Genomic DNA, 16,533 nt, shown 5'->3' with positions numbered 1-16,533 from the left:
AAAAGAGCCACAAACGTTTAACATCTCACTAAAATAATGTAAGACAAAACAGTCAGCATTCAAATATTATGCTGACTGTTTTTTTATTTCTTTTATGTATGAATCTACATTTTGAAAAGGTACCTTAATTTTAAACGCATCTTTTTGTTCATTAAATTGCTTTTCATTGTAGGGACCGAAACGTTTATTGTGCTTTACGTCAATAATCCAATAATGTTCACTTTTTTTATTTGCAATTGCTGCGTCAGGGTTATTCGGATCTGATTTTTCCTCGGTTTGTTTTGCAATAATGTATTTATCATCCCAAGCAATGTCTGTAATTTTTGCAGGGATGTATTGTGTGGCATATACAGCATCTTGCGAGGGGAAAAGTTCAAATGCATTTCCAGAAGTACGTATGAGTTCGTATTCATCGTTAACCGTATAAGTTAAGTGACCTGTGTTTCCTGCACAACCAGTTAATAGGAAGGCGACGAATAGGATTATCCATTTTTTCAATATGGGAACCTCCTTTATAATGCTATTGTAACAAATTGTACAAGAAAAGTAAGAGAAACGCTAGTTTACAATGTTTTTTAGAAGTGGTACGATGAGACGGGTAAAGAAGGATATGAAGGAGTCGACATAAAATGAAGTTAAAGATGCATCGTCCAGCGCTTGTAATGAATCGCATAGGTGCTTCCCTAATTGACATGTTTTTAATCTCGGTTATGTATGGTGCAGTAGTAGCTGTTATGACCGGAAACTATAGTGCTATGTTTAAGCGCTTTAATATAAGCTTAGGTGATTTTAGATATGATTTCGCAGTAGTTTTTATATTAATGGCGATATATTTTATTGTGTTACCCTTTATTTGGAACGGTGTTACACTTGGAAAAAAGGTAACGAGAATAAAATTAATTTCATTGAAGAGTGAAAAGCTAACGTTGCAAACATTAATTATAAGATTTTTTGTAGTGTTATTACCGAACGTATTGCTATTAGGAATTCCATTAATATGTAATATATATATGATGTTGTTCCGCAAAGATAATTGTGGTTTTCAGGATTTAATTACAAAAACGAAAGTAATAAGTCTTGTATAATGAAAAAAAGACCTTTTTATATATAAAAGGGTCTTTTTGATTTTATAAGTATATGGGGAATGTTTACAGTAAGGAAAAGCTAAAATGTGTTAATTCTATTTATAATAGATTGAAAATTAAGAAAATGATATAATGATTAAAAATAATATCTTTATTCCGCCATATTGGGGCTGATTAAAATTTCACTTTATATAATAAGGGGGAGATTAAAATGACTGGAGGTAGTGTAATCTTTTGGGGGATTTTAATTTTCATCGGTTTAGTTTTCGACCAGCGTAATAATAAGAAAAAAGAAGGATAAAAAGTAAACGTTTACAAATGAGATAGCAATTTTCTTGCTTGCAGATTAATCTTATAAAGGAGTATACTGAATGACGGTAAGACTTATAGAAGGGGTAATGAAAATGAAGCTTGCAGGAAAAGTTGCTATCGTAACTGGCGGTGGCATCGGTATTGGACGTAATACAGCTCTTTTGTTGGCTAAACAAGGCGCAAAAGTTATTGTGACGGACATTGATCAAGAGAGTGGACAAGCAACAGTGGAGGAAATTATGAATCTAGGCGGAGAGGCACTTTTTGTATCCTATGATATGGGAAAGCAAGGAGATTGGCAACGCGTTATTAGCATTACTTTGAATGCATTCAGTCGCATTGATATGCTTTTTCAAAATGCAGGTTTATATAAAATAGATTCTATTTTTTCTCGCCAACAAGAGAACGATTCCAATGTACTTTGTATTAATGACGTTTGGATAGAGATAAAACAATTAACGTCATCTTTTATGAAACAGCAAGAAGAAGTGGTGCTTAGTGATTTACCGATTTTCGGTATTATTAGCACAAAAGGACAATCATTTCATACAGTAGAAGCCCTAGTATAATAATAAAAACCGCCCTCAATATATGTGGACGGTTTTTTTGTATGTGTATAGTAAAGATAAATTTTTTAGCGAATACGTTGTTCAGTTTGGTTATCAAAGAAATGTGCTTTATTCATATCAAATGCTAATTTAATTTGATCACCAGGTGAAAATGTATGTCTTGCATCTACACGTGCTGCAAAATCTTGATTTCCAAGTTTCATATATAAAATGGATTCAGCACCTAATAATTCAGCGACTTCAATTTTTGTTGTGAAGGCAGTAGATTGCGAAGCTTCTAAAAATAGTAGTTCATCATGAATGTCCTCTGGGCGAATACCTAAAACAATTTCCTTATTTACATAGCCTTGTTCACGTAGCATCTTCATTTTTCCTTCAGATACTTTAATTTTTATAGTATTGTCTATAACGAAATCGGTTTCAGTCAATTTACCACGGAAGAAATTCATCGCTGGTGAGCCGATAAATCCACCCACGAAAATGTTTTCTGGCGTTTCGTATACTTCTTTTGGAGTTCCAATTTGTTGGATTTTTCCATCCTTCATAACGACAAGACGCGAAGCCATAGTCATTGCTTCTGTTTGGTCATGTGTTACATAAATTGTTGTTGTTCCAAGGCGATGATGTAGCTTAGAAATTTCTGAGCGCATTGCAACACGGAGTTTAGCATCTAAGTTTGATAATGGTTCATCCATTAAGAAAACTTTTGCATCTCGAACGATTGCTCTACCTAACGCAACACGTTGGCGCTGTCCACCTGATAATGCTTTCGGTTTTCTATCTAAATATTGTTCAAGTCCTAAAATTTTTGCTGCATCTTTCACACGACGATCGATTTCATCTTTTGGTATTTTTCGAAGTTTTAATCCAAATGCCATATTATCATATACACTCATATGTGGATAAAGAGCGTAGTTTTGGAATACCATAGCGATATCTCGATCTTTTGGAGGAACATCATTCATTAGTTTACCATCAATTGAAAACTCGCCTTTTGAAATATCTTCAAGTCCAGCTACCATTCGTAATGTTGTAGATTTTCCGCATCCAGAAGGACCGACAAATACAATAAATTCTTTATCTTGAATGTGTAAATTAAAATCAGTTACAGCTGTTACGTTATTATCATATATTTTATAAATGTTTTCTAATTTAAGTTCTGCCATGGTATTTCCCCCTAGAAATAATTATGCAAACGTTTTCTTTGAGTTCATTATAAACGAATAGATTCAAAAAATAAATAAAAAAATAAAACGTTTTCATTTATTGGAGATTTATTAGTGGTTTTCATATGTTTTCTTAGAAAAAGAACAATAAAAATTGTAAGCGCTATTTTAAATTGAGATAGAATCTGTTATCATTCATTAATGAAAACGTTTGCGCCTTAAAAAAGAGAAAAATGAATGATGAATGAAATGGGGTAGCATAATGGAAAAACAATGGTGGAAAGAAAGTGTAGTATATCAAATTTATCCTCGTAGCTTTATGGATAGTAATGGTGATGGTATAGGAGATCTTCAAGGGATTATTTCAAAGCTAGATTACTTAAAAGAGTTAGGGATTGATGTGATTTGGTTATCACCAGTCTATGAATCTCCAAATGATGATAATGGTTATGATATAAGCGATTATTGTAAAATTATGAACGAGTTCGGAACAATGGAAGATTGGGATGAGCTATTATATGAAATGCATGAACGTAATATGAAACTTATGATGGACTTAGTTGTTAATCATACTTCGGATGAACATAATTGGTTTATTGAATCACGTAAATCAAAAGATAATAAATATAGAGATTACTATATATGGCGCCCTGGAAAAGAAGGGAAAGAACCGAACAACTGGGGAGCTGCTTTTAGTGGATCTGCATGGCAGTATGATGAAATGACGGATGAATATTATTTACATCTGTTTTCTAAAAAACAGCCAGATTTAAATTGGGATAATGAAAAGGTAAGACAAGATGTTTATGAAATGATGAAGTTTTGGTTAGAAAAAGGAATTGATGGCTTCCGTATGGATGTTATTAATTTTATTTCTAAAGAAGAGGGATTACCAGCTGTTGAAACAGAAGAAGAGGGGTATGTTTCAGGTCATAAGCATTTTATGAACGGTCCAAACATTCATAAATATTTACATGAAATGAATGAGGAAGTATTATCGCATTATGATATTATGACGGTTGGTGAAATGCCTGGTGTAACGACAGAAGAAGCGAAATTGTATACTGGAGAAGAACGAAAAGAGTTGCAAATGGTATTCCAATTTGAACATATGGATTTAGATTCAGGAGAAGGTGGAAAGTGGGATGTAAAACCATGCTCACTTCTTACTTTAAAAGAGAATTTAACAAAGTGGCAAAAAGCATTAGAGCATACCGGATGGAATAGCCTTTATTGGAATAATCATGATCAGCCTCGCGTTGTATCTCGTTTTGGTAATGATGGAATGTATCGCATTGAATCAGCAAAAATGTTAGCGACAGTTCTTCATATGATGAAAGGAACGCCATATATTTATCAAGGAGAGGAAATTGGAATGACGAACGTTCGATTCCAATCAATTGATGAATATCGAGATATTGAAACGTTAAATATGTATAAAGAAAAAGTGATAGACCATGGTGAAGATATAGAAAAAGTAATGGAATCTATTTATATAAAGGGTCGTGATAATGCTAGAACTCCGATGCAGTGGAATGATCAGAATCACGCTGGATTTACAAAAGGTGAACCTTGGATTACTGTAAATCCTAACTATAAAGAGATTAATGTGAAACAAGCAATCCAAGATGAAGGTTCAATTTTTTATTACTATAAGAAATTAATTGAACTACGCAAAAATAATGAAATAGTTGTGTATGGATCATATGATTTAATATTAGATAATGACCCTTCTATTTTTGCTTATGTAAGAACATATGGAGATGAAAAACTACTTGTCATTGCAAACTTTACTGCGGATGAAAGTGTATTTGAAATGCCTAAGGATATTAGTTATAGTGAATCAGAGTTATTTATACACAATTACGATGTAGAAATCGGATCAATAGATAACATTCCATTACGTCCGTATGAAGCGATAGTGTTCAAATTGAAATAAGAAAAAGCCTTATGCCATTTCGAACTTGGCATAAGGCTTTTTTGGATTACCATTTTAATATGGAGAATCCATATGGAGGAAGTGTAACTTGTAATACACTTGCTTCCGCTGAAAATTCTTCGTTTGTATAAATGTTAATTATTTTCTTACCAGTAACATGAAGAGGGAGTGAAACTGTAACTTCACTATTAGTAGGGTTTAAAACGAAAAAGATAGTTTCATCCTCATATGTTTTCGTATAAGAAATATAATTATGTTCATCATTTGCTTCGATGAATTGAAAAGTACCATGTCCTCCAAATGCTTTATGTTGTTTACGTAATAAAATCAATGTTTGTATATGGGTAAATAATGCATGATCTTGTTCTTTAGTATCCCAAATCATACATTTACGGCAATCAGGGTCCATGCCGCCATCCATACCAATTTCATCCCCGTAATAAATACAAGGAGAGCCGATGAAAGAAAGATGGAATACATAGAGCAATTTCAACTTATTTTTATCTCCGTTGCATGTTGTTAAAATTCTTGGAGTATCATGGCTGTCTAATAAATGAAATGCTGCTTCATTTACATTCATAGAGTAGGAATGTAGAGATTCTGTAATTTGCTTCATGAATTCACTTGCTTTAATGGAATCGTTAGCAAAGTAAGAAAGTAGAGCATTTGTAACAGGATAGCTCATGACAGCATCAAATTGATCGCCTTGTAGCCACGGAAGGGCATCGTGCCAAATTTCTCCCAAAATATATACTTCAGGATTTAGTGTCTTTATTTCAGTTCGGAATTCTCTCCAAAAGTTGTGATCGACTTCATTGGCGACATCAAGGCGCCAGCCATCTATATTGAATTCTCGTACCCAATAACGTCCTACTTCAAGTAAGTATTCTTTTACATCTGGATGAGCTGTATTTAATTTAGGCATATACGGTGTAAAGGCGAAAGTATCATAATTTGGAAGTGGTTCGGTTATAATCGGAAATTCATGAATGTGGAACCACTCTTTATATGCGGACTTCTCACCATTCTCTAGTACGTCTTGAAATTTCTCGAAAAAGTATCCACTATGATTAAACACAGCATCGAGCATTACTTTTATACCGTGCTTATGACATTCTTCAACGAGCTCTTTAAAAGTTTCTTTCGTCCCAAATTGTGGGTCAATTTCCATATAGTCAATTGTGTCATATTTATGGTTTGAATGAGCTTTGAAAATAGGTGTGAAATATATTCCGGAAATGCCAAGCTTAACAAGGTAATCAAGGTTTTGAATAACACCAGAAAAATCTCCGCCGAAAAAATTAGTTGGAGTTGGATTCGCACTTCCCCAAGGAAGGGTGTTTTCTGGATTCAGCGTACTATCGCCATTAGCGAATCGCTCAGGGAAAATCTGATACCAAATGGTGTCTTTAATCCAAGATGGTGCTTTGAATACATCATCTGCATGAATAAATGGAAAACAGAAAAAGTTACCAACATCATCATTTGGAATGCTAGAAAAGAATCCTCGCTCTGCATAAATAAGAGTGTCTGTTTCAGATTTTAATTCAAACCCATAACGTAAGCGCTTAAATTTTGGTTCGATTGCAATGGACCAATAATCAAATAATGCAGTAGAACCCGTTTTTTTCATGGGTGTACTTGCTGATATCCATTTCCCGTCTTTCCATTCGTAAGGATCACCGTAAATAAGATCGGCGCTTTGAATATCATCTCTCTTAGTACGTACTCGGATGTGAATTGTTTGTTCATCATAAGCGTATGCATAATTATCTTTCGGCCTATGATAAATGGCTTCTTTAAACATATAGAAAATCCCCCTTCAATATCTCTATACATAGTATTCCCTTAAGTGTAATAATAAAGCCTGTATTGCAAACGATTGCCTTTCTCGTAGCTTTAATATTGCTTATAAGAGTAGTATTCATTTTATATAAAGTCAATGTATAAAGAGTATAATGACATAATTTTTAAATTAATATTTGCAAAATGAATAAAAGAATGTATAATGATAGACAAATAGCGCAAACGTTTTCATAGATTGAGATATTGTTTGCGCTTCAATTAAACTATCAAATGCAAACGTTTTCAGTCACTGAGGTACATAGACAATTTAGGGAGGTTTTTGGGATGAAGAAAGCATTATCATTATTAACGGTTTCAGCATTATCTATTGGTATGTTATCTGCATGTGGACCGAAAGATTCAGGGAAAAAAGAGGAAAGTAAAGCGAAAAAAGACTATGATCTTCTTGTTTGGGAAGATGATAAAAAAGGTGTTGGTTTAGAACCAGCAGTGAAAAGCTTTGAGGAAAAATATAAAGTAAAAGTAAAAGTTGTTGAAATGCAAATGACAGATCAAGTGAAGAAGTTACGCCTTGATGGGCCAGCGGGGACTGGACCAGATGTTGTAACATTGCCACACGATCAAATCGGAAATGCAGTAACAGAAGGTTTACTTTCTGAAGTGAAAGCAGATGATGCTGTAAAGAGTAAATTTACTAATTCATCAATAGAAGCACAGACATATAACGGAAAATTATATGGTTTACCAAAAGCAATTGAGACACCAGTCTTTATTTACAATAAAAAACTAATGCCAAAAGCGCCAGAAACGATGGACGAGCTGTTTAACTTCTCAAAAGAATTTACGAAAGATGGCAAGTACGGATTTTTAGCATTAGGAGATAACTTCTACTTTGCTAATGCATTCATGGCAGGTATGGGCGGTTATGTATTTGGTGAAAAAGATGGAAAGCCAAATGCAAGTGATGTTGGATTAAATAATAGTGGAGCAGTACAAGGTGCTGAATATCTTCAAAAATGGTACAAGGAAAAATTATTCCCAAAAGGTATTATCGGTGAATCAGGTGGGCCTGCTGCTGATGGACTATTCAATGAAGGAAAAGCAGCTTCTATCATGAATGGCCCATGGGCATTCCAAGCAATGGAAAAGAACGGGATTGATTATGGCGTTGCTCCAATGCCGAAATTACCAAATGGTCAACCAATGAAAACGTTTGTTGGGGTTAAAGGATGGCATGTAACAAGTTTCTCTAAACAAAATGATTTAGCTACAAAATTCACTGAGTGGGTAACAAATGAAGAAAACGCAAAAATTCGATTTGAGAAAACAAAAGAAATTCCTCCAGTAAAATCAGTAATGGAAGATCCAATTATTAAAGATAACGAAGCTGCAAAAGCAGTTGCAACGCAATCTGAAAATGGAATTCCAATGCCAAACATTCCAGAAATGCAAGAAGTTTGGAAACCAGCTGGAGATGCGCTTCAATTAGTTGTTACAGATAAAGAGGCACCAAAAGCGGCGCTTGATAGTGCAGTGAAACAAATTAAAGGTAATATTGAGGCAAATCATAACAAGAAAAAATAAGGTGAAATTCGTGCCTCTAATATGAGAGGCACGAATTCTCTCCCTTCCATGTAGGAAGAAAAAAGGGGGAAGGAACATGCAAACATCTATGGAACCAGCAAATGGGTTAAACCGTTCAAAGCATAGGAAAATGGCAACCATGTTATCAATCATTCCAGGCGTGGGCCAAATGTATAATAAACAATTTGTAAAAGGTCTTATTTTTCTAGTATTAACAGGTTCTTTTATTGTAGCCTTTGCTGATTTATTAAATATGGGATTATGGGGTATTGTAACGCTTGGTACAGAAGTTCCACGTGACCATTCTGTCTTTCTATTAGTAGAAGGAATCTTGGCCCTTATCGTTATCGCTTTTGGGCTAGGCATATATGCATTTAACTTATATGATGCATACCAAAATGGAAAGAAACGTGATAGCGGAACACCGTTAAATTCTGTAAAAGAGCAATATCGTAATTTGTTAGATCAAGGTTTTCCTTATTTAATGGTTTCACCAGGTTTTCTACTACTTATCTTTGTTGTCGTATTTCCAATCATCTTCGTAATTTTAATTGGATTTACAAACTATGATTTATATCATTCTCCTCCAGCTAAATTAGTAGATTGGGTGGGCTTTAAAAACTTTATTGATATTTTCACTTTACCGATGTGGAGAGAGACATTTGTAAGTGTATTCTCTTGGACTGTCATTTGGACATTCGTTGCAACAACATTACAAGTTGCACTTGGTATTTTCTTAGCGATTATCGTAAATCAGCCTGGTATTAAAGGAAAGGCGATTATTCGAACAATCTTCATTTTACCGTGGGCGGTTCCAGCATTCGTATCTATTCTTGTTTTCTCTGGTATGTTTAATGAAACATTCGGAGCGATTAACAATCAAGTATTAGCTTTATTCGGAATTGAAAAGATTGCTTGGATGACAGATCCATTTTGGGCGAAGATTGCTTTAATTATGATTCAAACGTGGCTTGGGTTCCCGTTTATCTTTGCGATGACAACAGGTATACTGCAATCGATTCCGGGAGAATTATATGAAGCGGCTACAGTAGATGGAGCGACAGCTTGGCAACAGTTTCGTAAAATTACATTGCCACTGGTGTTATATGCAACAGCACCAATATTAATTACGCAATATACGTTTAACTTTAATAACTTTAGTATCATCTATCTATTTAATGGTGGAGGTCCTGCTGTAGCTGGACAAGACGCAGGTGGAACGGATATTTTAATTTCATGGATTTATAAGTTAACGATGACTTCAGCGCAGTACGGAAAAGCAGCAGCTCTTACAATGATATTATCGTTAATTGTTATTACAGTTGCGTTATGGCAATTTAAGAGAACAAAATCATTCCAAGAAGAGGATATGATGTAAATGAATATTAAAAGACAGAAGATGTTACGTCTCTCATTAAGTTATTTAGTTATTTTCGTAATGTGTGCCATCATTTTCTATCCGTTATTATGGATTATTGGCTCATCGTTTAATCCAGGTGATAGTTTATCTGGATCAAGTATTATTCCACAAAATGCAACGTTAGATCATTATCGTAAGTTATTAGATCTAGAGAATAGTAATTACTTACTATGGTATAAAAACACATTAAAAGTAAGTGTTTTAACGATGATTTTCTCAGTGTTAGCAATTAGTTTTACCGCTTATGCATTTTCGAGATATCGTTTTGTTGGAAGAAAAAATGGTTTATTAACATTTTTAATTCTGCAAATGATTCCAAACTTTGCAGCGTTAATTGCTTTATACGTATTAGCTCAATTAACAGGATTAATTGATACACACCTTGCATTAATTTTAATTTATGTAGGCGGGGCTATTCCGATGAATACATGGCTTATGAAAGGGTATTTTGATACGATTCCGAAAGAACTGGATGAATCAGCTCGAATGGATGGAGCAGGACATTTTCGTATTTTTTGGCAAATCATTATGCCACTTGCAAAGCCAATCGTAGCGGTTGTAGCGTTATTTACTTTCATTGGTCCATTTACAGATTTCATTTTAGCGAGTATTATTTTGCGAACACCAGAAAATTATACTTTAGCAGTTGGATTATATGAAATGGTTGCGAAGAAATTCGGTAATGAATTTACAACGTTTGCAGCGGGTTCTGTGTTAATTGCGATCCCAATTTCAATTTTATTCCTATCACTACAAAAATACTTTATTTCTGGTTTAACAGCTGGAGGTACAAAAGGATGAAAAATGGGACATTACGTCCCATTTTTCTTTTCATCTCCCTATAAATAAGTTTATAGGGAGATGAAAAGAGATTTGACATCACATGTGAAAAGAAGTGAAATAAATAGTATATTATAGTATAGGAAAAAATAGCTATATCCCTTACAATACATGAAGAGGGAGAATAGGATTAGTTTTGCAAGATATAAGAAATGAAAGTTTATGACTTGCAATGAGTGCGAGATAAAATATATGAAAAATGGCAGAGAAATGAGAGGAGGGGGATTTTTATGACAGTTACAATTAAAGATGTGGCGAAGCAAGCGAATGTTGCACCATCAACAGTTTCTCGTGTAATTGCTGATAATCCAAGTATAAGTGAAAAGACAAAGCGCCGTGTTAGGAAAGTGATGAGTGAATTAGGGTATCATCCCAATTTAAATGCGAGAAATCTTGCGAACCAAACGACGAAAACACTTGGTCTTGTTATGCCAAGTTCTGCAAGTAAAGCTTTTCAAAATCCATTTTTCCCAGAAGTTATAAGAGGGATTAGTTCATTTGCACACGTAGAAGGTTATGCGCTTTACATGTCGACAGGTGAAACGGAAGAAGAAATTTTTAATGGTGTCGTAAAGATGGTACAGGGACGCCAAATTGGTGGCATTATTCTTTTATATTCAAGGGAGAATGATCGGATTATTCAATATTTACATGAACAAAATTTCCCGTTTGTTTTAATAGGAAAACCATATGATCGAAAAGATGAAATTACATATGTAGATAATGACAATTATACAGCTGCAAGAGAAGTGGCAGAATATTTAATTTCATTAGGGCATAAGCAAATCGCGTTCATTGGTGGTGGATCAGATTTACTTGTAACGAGAGATCGTTTAGCTGGTATGAGTGATGCCTTGAAATTAGCAGACATTGTATTACCAAAAGAATATATTTTACATTTTGATTTTTCGAGGGAAAGTGGTCAACAAGCTGTTGAGGAATTAATGGGACTGCAGCAACCGCCAACGGCAATTATGGCAACGGATGACTTAATTGGACTTGGTGTGTTAAGTGCTCTTTCTAAAAAAGGATTCGTTGTACCGAAAGATGTTTCTATTGTAAGCTTTAATAATGCTTTATTATCAGAAATTGCGAGCCCTCCACTTTCGACAGTTGATGTGAATATTTATCAGCTAGGATATGAGGCAGCAAAAGCTTTAGTTGATAAAGTAGAGAATGCAGAATCCACTGCAAAGTGTATCATTATTCCTCATAAATTACTAAAACGTCAAACTTGTGATCATTATGCATAAAAAAGCTAAGAGTTTAACTCTTAGCTTTTTTCATTAGAAAGGCTTCTAATCGGTCGCAGCCTTCTTTTAAAGTTTCGATACTATACGCATAGGACAAGCGAAGGTAGCCTTCACCGTATTCAGAGAATGCTGTTCCAGGAACTACAGCTAGTCCCGCTTCTTTGACAAGATCAAGTGCAAAATCAAATGATGAAGATGTCAAATGACCAACATATGGGAATAAGTAAAATGCACCTGTTGGCTTTTCAACTGTTAATCCCATTTGAGTGAGTCTATTATATACGTAATCACGGCGTTTTTTATATTGGTGGCGCATCATTTTTGGTGCGTCTTTAGCTGCTGTTAATGCTTCAATTGCAGCGTATTGAGCGATTGAAGTAGCACACGTTACATTGTATTGATGAACTTTTAATATGTGTCCTGCTAAATAACTTGGTGCAAATAAAAGTCCAACACGCCAGCCAGTCATAGAATGTGATTTAGATAAACCGTTAATGACAATTGTTTTTTCACGCATTTCTGGGAAATGAGCGATAGATGTATGCTTTTGTTCATATACAAGCTCGCTATAAATTTCATCTGAAAGGACGAAAATATTTTTATCTTTTAAAACATCTACAATATCTTTTAGCTCTTCTGTTGATAAAGTTACACCGGTTGGGTTAGAAGGATACGGTAGTACGATACATCTTGTTTTTTCTGTAATAGCATTTTTAAGCGCTTCAGCTGTTAAACGAAATCCAGTTTCACGAACATCTACAAAAATAGGCGTTGCACCGCATAATCGAATAATAGGTTCGTAGCCTGGATAAATAGGAGCAGGTAAAATTACTTCTGTTCCTGGCTCTAAAATCGTTCGGAATGCAACATCAATTGCTTCGCTAGCACCGATTGTAACGATGGTTTCGTTTTCAGGTGAGTAATGTAAATCGTAGTTATCTTTTACGAAGTTACAAGCTGCCTTACGTAATTCTAGTAAACCAGCGTTATGTGTATAGCTTGTATAGTTTTCTGTAATAGCCCGTTTTGCCGCTTCTTTCACGAGAGAAGGTGTAGGGAAATCGGGTTGTCCAATTGTTAAAGAAATCAAATTACCATAGTTTTGAATCATGTTAGAGAATTGACGGATTCCAGAAATTTGAATATCCTTCACTCTAGGGTTAATGAATTGTTCCATTGTATCTCCCTTTCTTCCGTTTGAAAATTAAGTTCATTTTATCACATTTTCTATGATTACGCTTTGTATATGTTATTTAGAAAGAGAGAGAAAAGAGAAAAAAAGCCGCTATAAGCGACTTTTTAATATCCGTATTCCCAATCTATTTCATCTTCATTCCAGAGTACAGAGGATACCTTGCCAAGGTGAACAACTGATTCGTTCACAGCACATGTGCAGTTTTCTTCTCCCGCTTTATGCTGTAACTCTTCATATACTGATTTTTCAACATTTTCTAGAACAACCAAATTTTCTTCTTTTAAAACAAGCGTAGTACCCGCCATATTTATCTTCCTCCTACTAAAGTAATGATCACTTATTTGTAAACATAGATAGTATGGATTATATGCTGTATTTTGCTATAGTTGTCCGTCTAAAAAAGTATTTTTATATTTTCTTTGTAATCCGTATTCATTGTATACTGCACGAAGGAAATTTGGTACAGGGTTTACAATCATTTCGAAAATCTGTAACAATTATTATGAGTTGTTAACAAAGAATTAACAAATATGTTAAGAAAAATCAAAATTTTAAAACAAATACACCTATAAAATGATATAATCATATCAAAATACATATAGGGGATGAGAGGTTATGGAGCTTATCCGTGATTTATTGATTCAAATTGCCATCATAATTTTGCCACTATTTTTATATGAAGCGATTCGTTTAAATCGCTATCAAGAAATGCCTCCGAAGCCAAATCGTTACTTTATTATGTTTTTATCTAGCGTTACGCTCGTTCTCTCCATGACATACTCTATTTGTTTTGGCAATGTGTGTGGGTATAACTTTCACCCCATTCCAATTGTCAGTGGTTTTTTATATGGTGGGATTGTTGGTTTAATCCCAGCGGTTATTTTTGTTGCATATGAATGGTTACTAAAGGGAATGAGCTTTCTTCCAGTTTTAGAAGTAATATTTTTATTGATAGTTCCGCTATTTTTATCAAAGAAATGGTCTCTTTTTTCAAGGGATAAGAAATTAATTTTAGCATTTATGATTTCATCATTTTATGTGCTTGTTTCTTTAGTATTAGGCATGATTAATGTTCTTTTGGAAACAGGATTTACACCGTATATTTCGCAAATATATAGCGGATTTATATTTGCCTCGCTTATCATGGTCATGACAATGGTATTCCAGGTGTATTTAACTGAATATTTAAATGAAAATGCATTGCTACGTACAGAGATGCAAAAATCAGAAAAGCTTAATATTGTAAGTGAGTTAGCAGCAAGTGTGGCACATGAAGTTCGAAATCCACTAACTGTTGTTCGTGGATTTATCCAATTGCTAGAAAGTACGGAAGATGTGAAGAATAAGGATTATATGCGTCTCGTATTAGCTGAATTGGATCGGGCGGAACAAATTATTTCAGATTACTTAAATTTAGCAAGGCCGCAAATTGAGAAAAAAGAACACATTTGTTTATCAGCCCAATTAATAGAAATGACCACTCTTATGTCGTCATTTGCAGCGATGCAAGGTGTATATTTACAAGTTGAAATTTCAGAAAGTCTTTATACGATTGGTGATAAGACAAAATTGAAGCAAGCTATTATGAATGTTGTTAAAAATGGTATTGAAGCAATTCAAGGAAATAAAGGATATTTAAAAGTAACAGCTATTCAAAAAGATGAAACAATCATAATAAGAGTTAAAGATAGTGGTGTTGGTATGACGAAAGAACAGTTAGCAAGGCTTGGGCAACCATATTATTCTTTAAAAGAAAAAGGGACAGGATTAGGACTTATGGTAACATTTAGTATTTTACAAGCGCATAATGGTACATTGGAATATAAGAGTGAGAGCGGAAAAGGCACTGAAGCAATTATTATATTACCAGCTGTACAAAATAAGGAATAAAAGTTACCGATGAAAGGTAACTTTTTATTTTATATTGTTTATTCATTTGTTTTTTCTTGTTTTGCTCGGCTAAATAAACTTTTAAATGATTGAAAGAAGCTTTGCTCTTTTGAGGCAGCAACCATTCTTTTTGTTTCTTGAATTTCTCGAATAACTTGCATAAGCTGTGCATCACGGTTACTGTCTTTGTTATAAATTTGACTAACAAGTTTATTCATTTTTTCTTCCTGTTTGGATTCTCGTTTATACATATGATTCATTAATAAGTCCATCTTTTCTTTTTGCAGTGCATCTGTTTGAGCGGCGTGATCGACTAACTCTTGAAGCATTTTTTCTTGAGAGCCTTCTTTTACATAAACTTGTTGCATCAATTCGTCTAGTTTCTCATCCTTTAAACGATTTTGTGTAATTAGAGTAGAATTTTGATGAATAATTGCTTCATTTAATTGAGCTAGCATTTCAAGTTTTAACATGAACTCCTCAAAGTTACGCCCATCTTCTTTTTCTTTCGTTTGTATCTCTTGCTTATCTTGTATAACTGGTACAGGTGGGGCCTCTTTTTCTTTTAAAATAATCGGTATCGTTTCTGAAATATCTTCTTGTAATGTAGCAGCTCTTTCGTGTATAGATTTCAATAATTTTAAATCATCAAGTTTATAAATACGAGCATCAGCTGTTTTGGAAATCATATAACCATGTTCCTCTAACAGTTGACTATATTTGCGAACTATATGTTTTGGGATGCCTGTTTTATTCGTGACATCTTTCGTTTTATAGGTAGCTTCCATCATATTTCCTCCCCAAAAAGTATCGTATATATCATTTCAATCTTTTATGAGGACTTCCTTTGAAAAAGAATGTCGGAAGGCTATTAGTTTTCTACAGCATTAGTGAAAAAATGAAAATTTTTGGCGGAATGGCAAGGAATAACTAAAATAATGTCTGAAAACATATACAGGAGAAGTTTGTTATAATAACGGAGGAAAAGAAACTGGTAGAAACATGGAGGTATACATGAAGCAATTAAAAGGTATTATCATTTCAATTATCGCAATTCTGTCTATTTTAGTAGCAGTTTATGAAGTACTTGTGCCAGAGGAAACAAGTGTAAAGAAAACGAATACGTATGATCAAGTGTTAGAATTTCCGAAAGAACGTTATCCAGAGACAGGAAAACATATTACGGATGCTATAAAAGAAGGACATTCAGAAGTTTGTACAATCGATCGTGGTGGTGCTGCAGATAGAAGGAAATTGTCGTTAGCACCATATCCATCAAAAAAAGGGTATGATCGTGATGAATGGCCAATGGCGATGTGCAAGGAAGGCGGAAAAGGAGCACATATTGAATATATAAGTCCGGCGGATAACCGTGGAGCAGGCTCTTGGGTAGGGAATAAGTTAGATAAATACCCAGATGGTACGCGAGTAAAATTTGAAGTGAAGTAGTAGTTGTATATTTCATAATGAAGGA

At 34.2% G+C, this 16,533-nt stretch carries 16 protein-coding genes; 10 read left to right on the top strand and 6 right to left on the bottom strand.

Translation table 11 applies throughout. The annotated features are described in order from the left end of the window. Positions 1–66: 66 nt before the first annotated feature. Positions 67–498, bottom strand: coding sequence for a DUF3997 domain-containing protein (locus HMPREF2590_RS05945; RefSeq protein WP_000758785.1), 432 nt, complete (start codon positions 496–498; stop codon positions 67–69). A gap of 131 nt (positions 499–629) precedes the next feature. Here HMPREF2590_RS05945 and HMPREF2590_RS05940 point away from each other — a divergent pair, with 131 nt between their 5' ends. The 3 genes from HMPREF2590_RS05940 (at position 630) to HMPREF2590_RS05930 (ending at position 1,966) form a co-directional block, all read left to right on the top strand. Next, positions 630–1,085, top strand: coding sequence for an RDD family protein (locus HMPREF2590_RS05940; protein ID WP_000769095.1), 456 nt, complete (start codon positions 630–632; stop codon positions 1,083–1,085). A 211-nt stretch (positions 1,086–1,296) separates the two neighbouring features. Beyond that, complete coding sequence (locus HMPREF2590_RS05935) at positions 1,297–1,386, top strand: hypothetical protein (protein WP_000145650.1); 90 nt, start codon at positions 1,297–1,299, stop codon at positions 1,384–1,386. A 70-nt stretch (positions 1,387–1,456) separates the two neighbouring features. Continuing rightward, positions 1,457–1,966 (top strand): SDR family NAD(P)-dependent oxidoreductase, encoded by a 510-nt coding sequence (locus HMPREF2590_RS05930; RefSeq protein ID WP_000218410.1) that lies wholly within the window; start codon positions 1,457–1,459, stop codon positions 1,964–1,966. A gap of 65 nt (positions 1,967–2,031) precedes the next feature. Here the strand turns inward: HMPREF2590_RS05930 and HMPREF2590_RS05925 are convergent, their stop codons facing one another. Then, entirely contained in the window at positions 2,032–3,132 is a 1,101-nt protein-coding gene (locus HMPREF2590_RS05925; RefSeq protein WP_000818931.1) for an ABC transporter ATP-binding protein, read from the bottom strand. A gap of 262 nt (positions 3,133–3,394) precedes the next feature. Here HMPREF2590_RS05925 and malL point away from each other — a divergent pair, with 262 nt between their 5' ends. Further along, positions 3,395–5,071 (top strand): oligo-1,6-glucosidase, encoded by a 1,677-nt coding sequence (malL, locus tag HMPREF2590_RS05920; protein WP_000415182.1) that lies wholly within the window; start codon positions 3,395–3,397, stop codon positions 5,069–5,071. Positions 5,072–5,117: 46 nt separating this feature from the next. On the opposite strand, the gene HMPREF2590_RS05915 is transcribed toward malL, so the two are convergent. Further along, positions 5,118–6,878, bottom strand: a complete 1,761-nt coding sequence (locus HMPREF2590_RS05915; protein WP_000471776.1) for an alpha-glycosidase — start codon at positions 6,876–6,878, stop codon at positions 5,118–5,120. Between the two features lie 323 nt (positions 6,879–7,201). Between HMPREF2590_RS05915 and HMPREF2590_RS05910 the strand changes: the two genes are divergently transcribed. The 4 genes from HMPREF2590_RS05910 (at position 7,202) to malR (ending at position 11,974) form a co-directional block, all read left to right on the top strand. Continuing rightward, positions 7,202–8,461 carry an extracellular solute-binding protein gene (locus HMPREF2590_RS05910; protein ID WP_000709923.1) on the top strand — a complete coding sequence of 420 codons (1,260 nt, stop codon included), beginning with the start codon at positions 7,202–7,204 and terminating at the stop codon, positions 8,459–8,461. 76 nt (positions 8,462–8,537) lie between these two features. Then, positions 8,538–9,839: a maltosaccharide ABC transporter permease MalC gene (malC, locus tag HMPREF2590_RS05905; protein WP_001194997.1), complete on the top strand. Its 1,302-nt coding sequence runs from the start codon at positions 8,538–8,540 to the stop codon at positions 9,837–9,839. Beyond that, complete coding sequence (gene malD / locus HMPREF2590_RS05900) at positions 9,840–10,682, top strand: maltosaccharide ABC transporter permease MalD (RefSeq protein WP_001022608.1); 843 nt, start codon at positions 9,840–9,842, stop codon at positions 10,680–10,682. It begins immediately after the preceding gene. 269 nt (positions 10,683–10,951) lie between these two features. Then, positions 10,952–11,974, top strand: a complete 1,023-nt coding sequence (gene malR / locus HMPREF2590_RS05895) for a maltose operon transcriptional repressor MalR (RefSeq protein ID WP_000219053.1) — start codon at positions 10,952–10,954, stop codon at positions 11,972–11,974. Between the two features lie 13 nt (positions 11,975–11,987). On the opposite strand, the gene HMPREF2590_RS05890 is transcribed toward malR, so the two are convergent. Then, a complete protein-coding gene (locus tag HMPREF2590_RS05890) occupies positions 11,988–13,151 on the bottom strand; it encodes an aminotransferase A (protein ID WP_000434600.1) in 1,164 nt (387 codons plus the stop codon). Positions 13,152–13,273: 122 nt separating this feature from the next. Continuing rightward, a complete protein-coding gene (locus HMPREF2590_RS05885; protein WP_000929280.1) occupies positions 13,274–13,474 on the bottom strand; it encodes a hypothetical protein in 201 nt (66 codons plus the stop codon). 310 nt (positions 13,475–13,784) lie between these two features. On the opposite strand from HMPREF2590_RS05885, the gene kinB reads away from it, so the two are divergent. Beyond that, entirely contained in the window at positions 13,785–15,059 is a 1,275-nt protein-coding gene (gene kinB, locus HMPREF2590_RS05880; protein ID WP_000420369.1) for a sporulation sensor histidine kinase KinB, read from the top strand. Between the two features lie 38 nt (positions 15,060–15,097). Here the strand turns inward: kinB and HMPREF2590_RS05875 are convergent, their stop codons facing one another. After that, positions 15,098–15,847, bottom strand: a complete 750-nt coding sequence (locus HMPREF2590_RS05875) for a DUF3967 domain-containing protein (RefSeq protein WP_000388471.1) — start codon at positions 15,845–15,847, stop codon at positions 15,098–15,100. A 226-nt stretch (positions 15,848–16,073) separates the two neighbouring features. Here HMPREF2590_RS05875 and nucA point away from each other — a divergent pair, with 226 nt between their 5' ends. Further along, positions 16,074–16,508, top strand: coding sequence for a DNA-entry nuclease (nucA, locus tag HMPREF2590_RS05870; protein WP_000811494.1), 435 nt, complete (start codon positions 16,074–16,076; stop codon positions 16,506–16,508). Positions 16,509–16,533: the final 25 nt, after the last annotated feature.

Origin of the sequence: Bacillus sp. HMSC036E02 (assembly GCF_001836235.1) — a bacterium.
Taxonomy (GTDB): Bacteria; Bacillota; Bacilli; order Bacillales; family Bacillaceae_G; genus Bacillus_A; species Bacillus_A cereus.
The sequence above is the reverse complement of the archived record's forward strand: the minus strand, read 5'-3'. Positions and strand labels throughout refer to the sequence as shown.

Bases quoted from the DNA above. Each gene is read 5' to 3' on its own strand.
- HMPREF2590_RS05940 (WP_000769095.1), top strand. From the start codon at position 630: ATGAAGTTAAAGATGCATCGTCCAGCGCTTGTAATGAATCGCATAGGT.
- HMPREF2590_RS05935 (WP_000145650.1), top strand. From the start codon at position 1,297: ATGACTGGAGGTAGTGTAATCTTTTGGGGGATTTTAATTTTCATCGGT.
- HMPREF2590_RS05930 (WP_000218410.1), top strand. From the start codon at position 1,457: ATGACGGTAAGACTTATAGAAGGGGTAATGAAAATGAAGCTTGCAGGA.
- HMPREF2590_RS05925 (WP_000818931.1), bottom strand. From the start codon at position 3,132: ATGGCAGAACTTAAATTAGAAAACATTTATAAAATATATGATAATAAC.
- malL (WP_000415182.1), top strand. From the start codon at position 3,395: ATGGAAAAACAATGGTGGAAAGAAAGTGTAGTATATCAAATTTATCCT.
- HMPREF2590_RS05915 (WP_000471776.1), bottom strand. From the start codon at position 6,878: ATGTTTAAAGAAGCCATTTATCATAGGCCGAAAGATAATTATGCATAC.
- HMPREF2590_RS05910 (WP_000709923.1), top strand. From the start codon at position 7,202: ATGAAGAAAGCATTATCATTATTAACGGTTTCAGCATTATCTATTGGT.
- malC (WP_001194997.1), top strand. From the start codon at position 8,538: ATGCAAACATCTATGGAACCAGCAAATGGGTTAAACCGTTCAAAGCAT.
- malD (WP_001022608.1), top strand. From the start codon at position 9,840: ATGAATATTAAAAGACAGAAGATGTTACGTCTCTCATTAAGTTATTTA.
- malR (WP_000219053.1), top strand. From the start codon at position 10,952: ATGACAGTTACAATTAAAGATGTGGCGAAGCAAGCGAATGTTGCACCA.
- HMPREF2590_RS05890 (WP_000434600.1), bottom strand. From the start codon at position 13,151: ATGGAACAATTCATTAACCCTAGAGTGAAGGATATTCAAATTTCTGGA.
- HMPREF2590_RS05885 (WP_000929280.1), bottom strand. From the start codon at position 13,474: ATGGCGGGTACTACGCTTGTTTTAAAAGAAGAAAATTTGGTTGTTCTA.
- kinB (WP_000420369.1), top strand. From the start codon at position 13,785: ATGGAGCTTATCCGTGATTTATTGATTCAAATTGCCATCATAATTTTG.
- HMPREF2590_RS05875 (WP_000388471.1), bottom strand. From the start codon at position 15,847: ATGGAAGCTACCTATAAAACGAAAGATGTCACGAATAAAACAGGCATC.
- nucA (WP_000811494.1), top strand. From the start codon at position 16,074: ATGAAGCAATTAAAAGGTATTATCATTTCAATTATCGCAATTCTGTCT.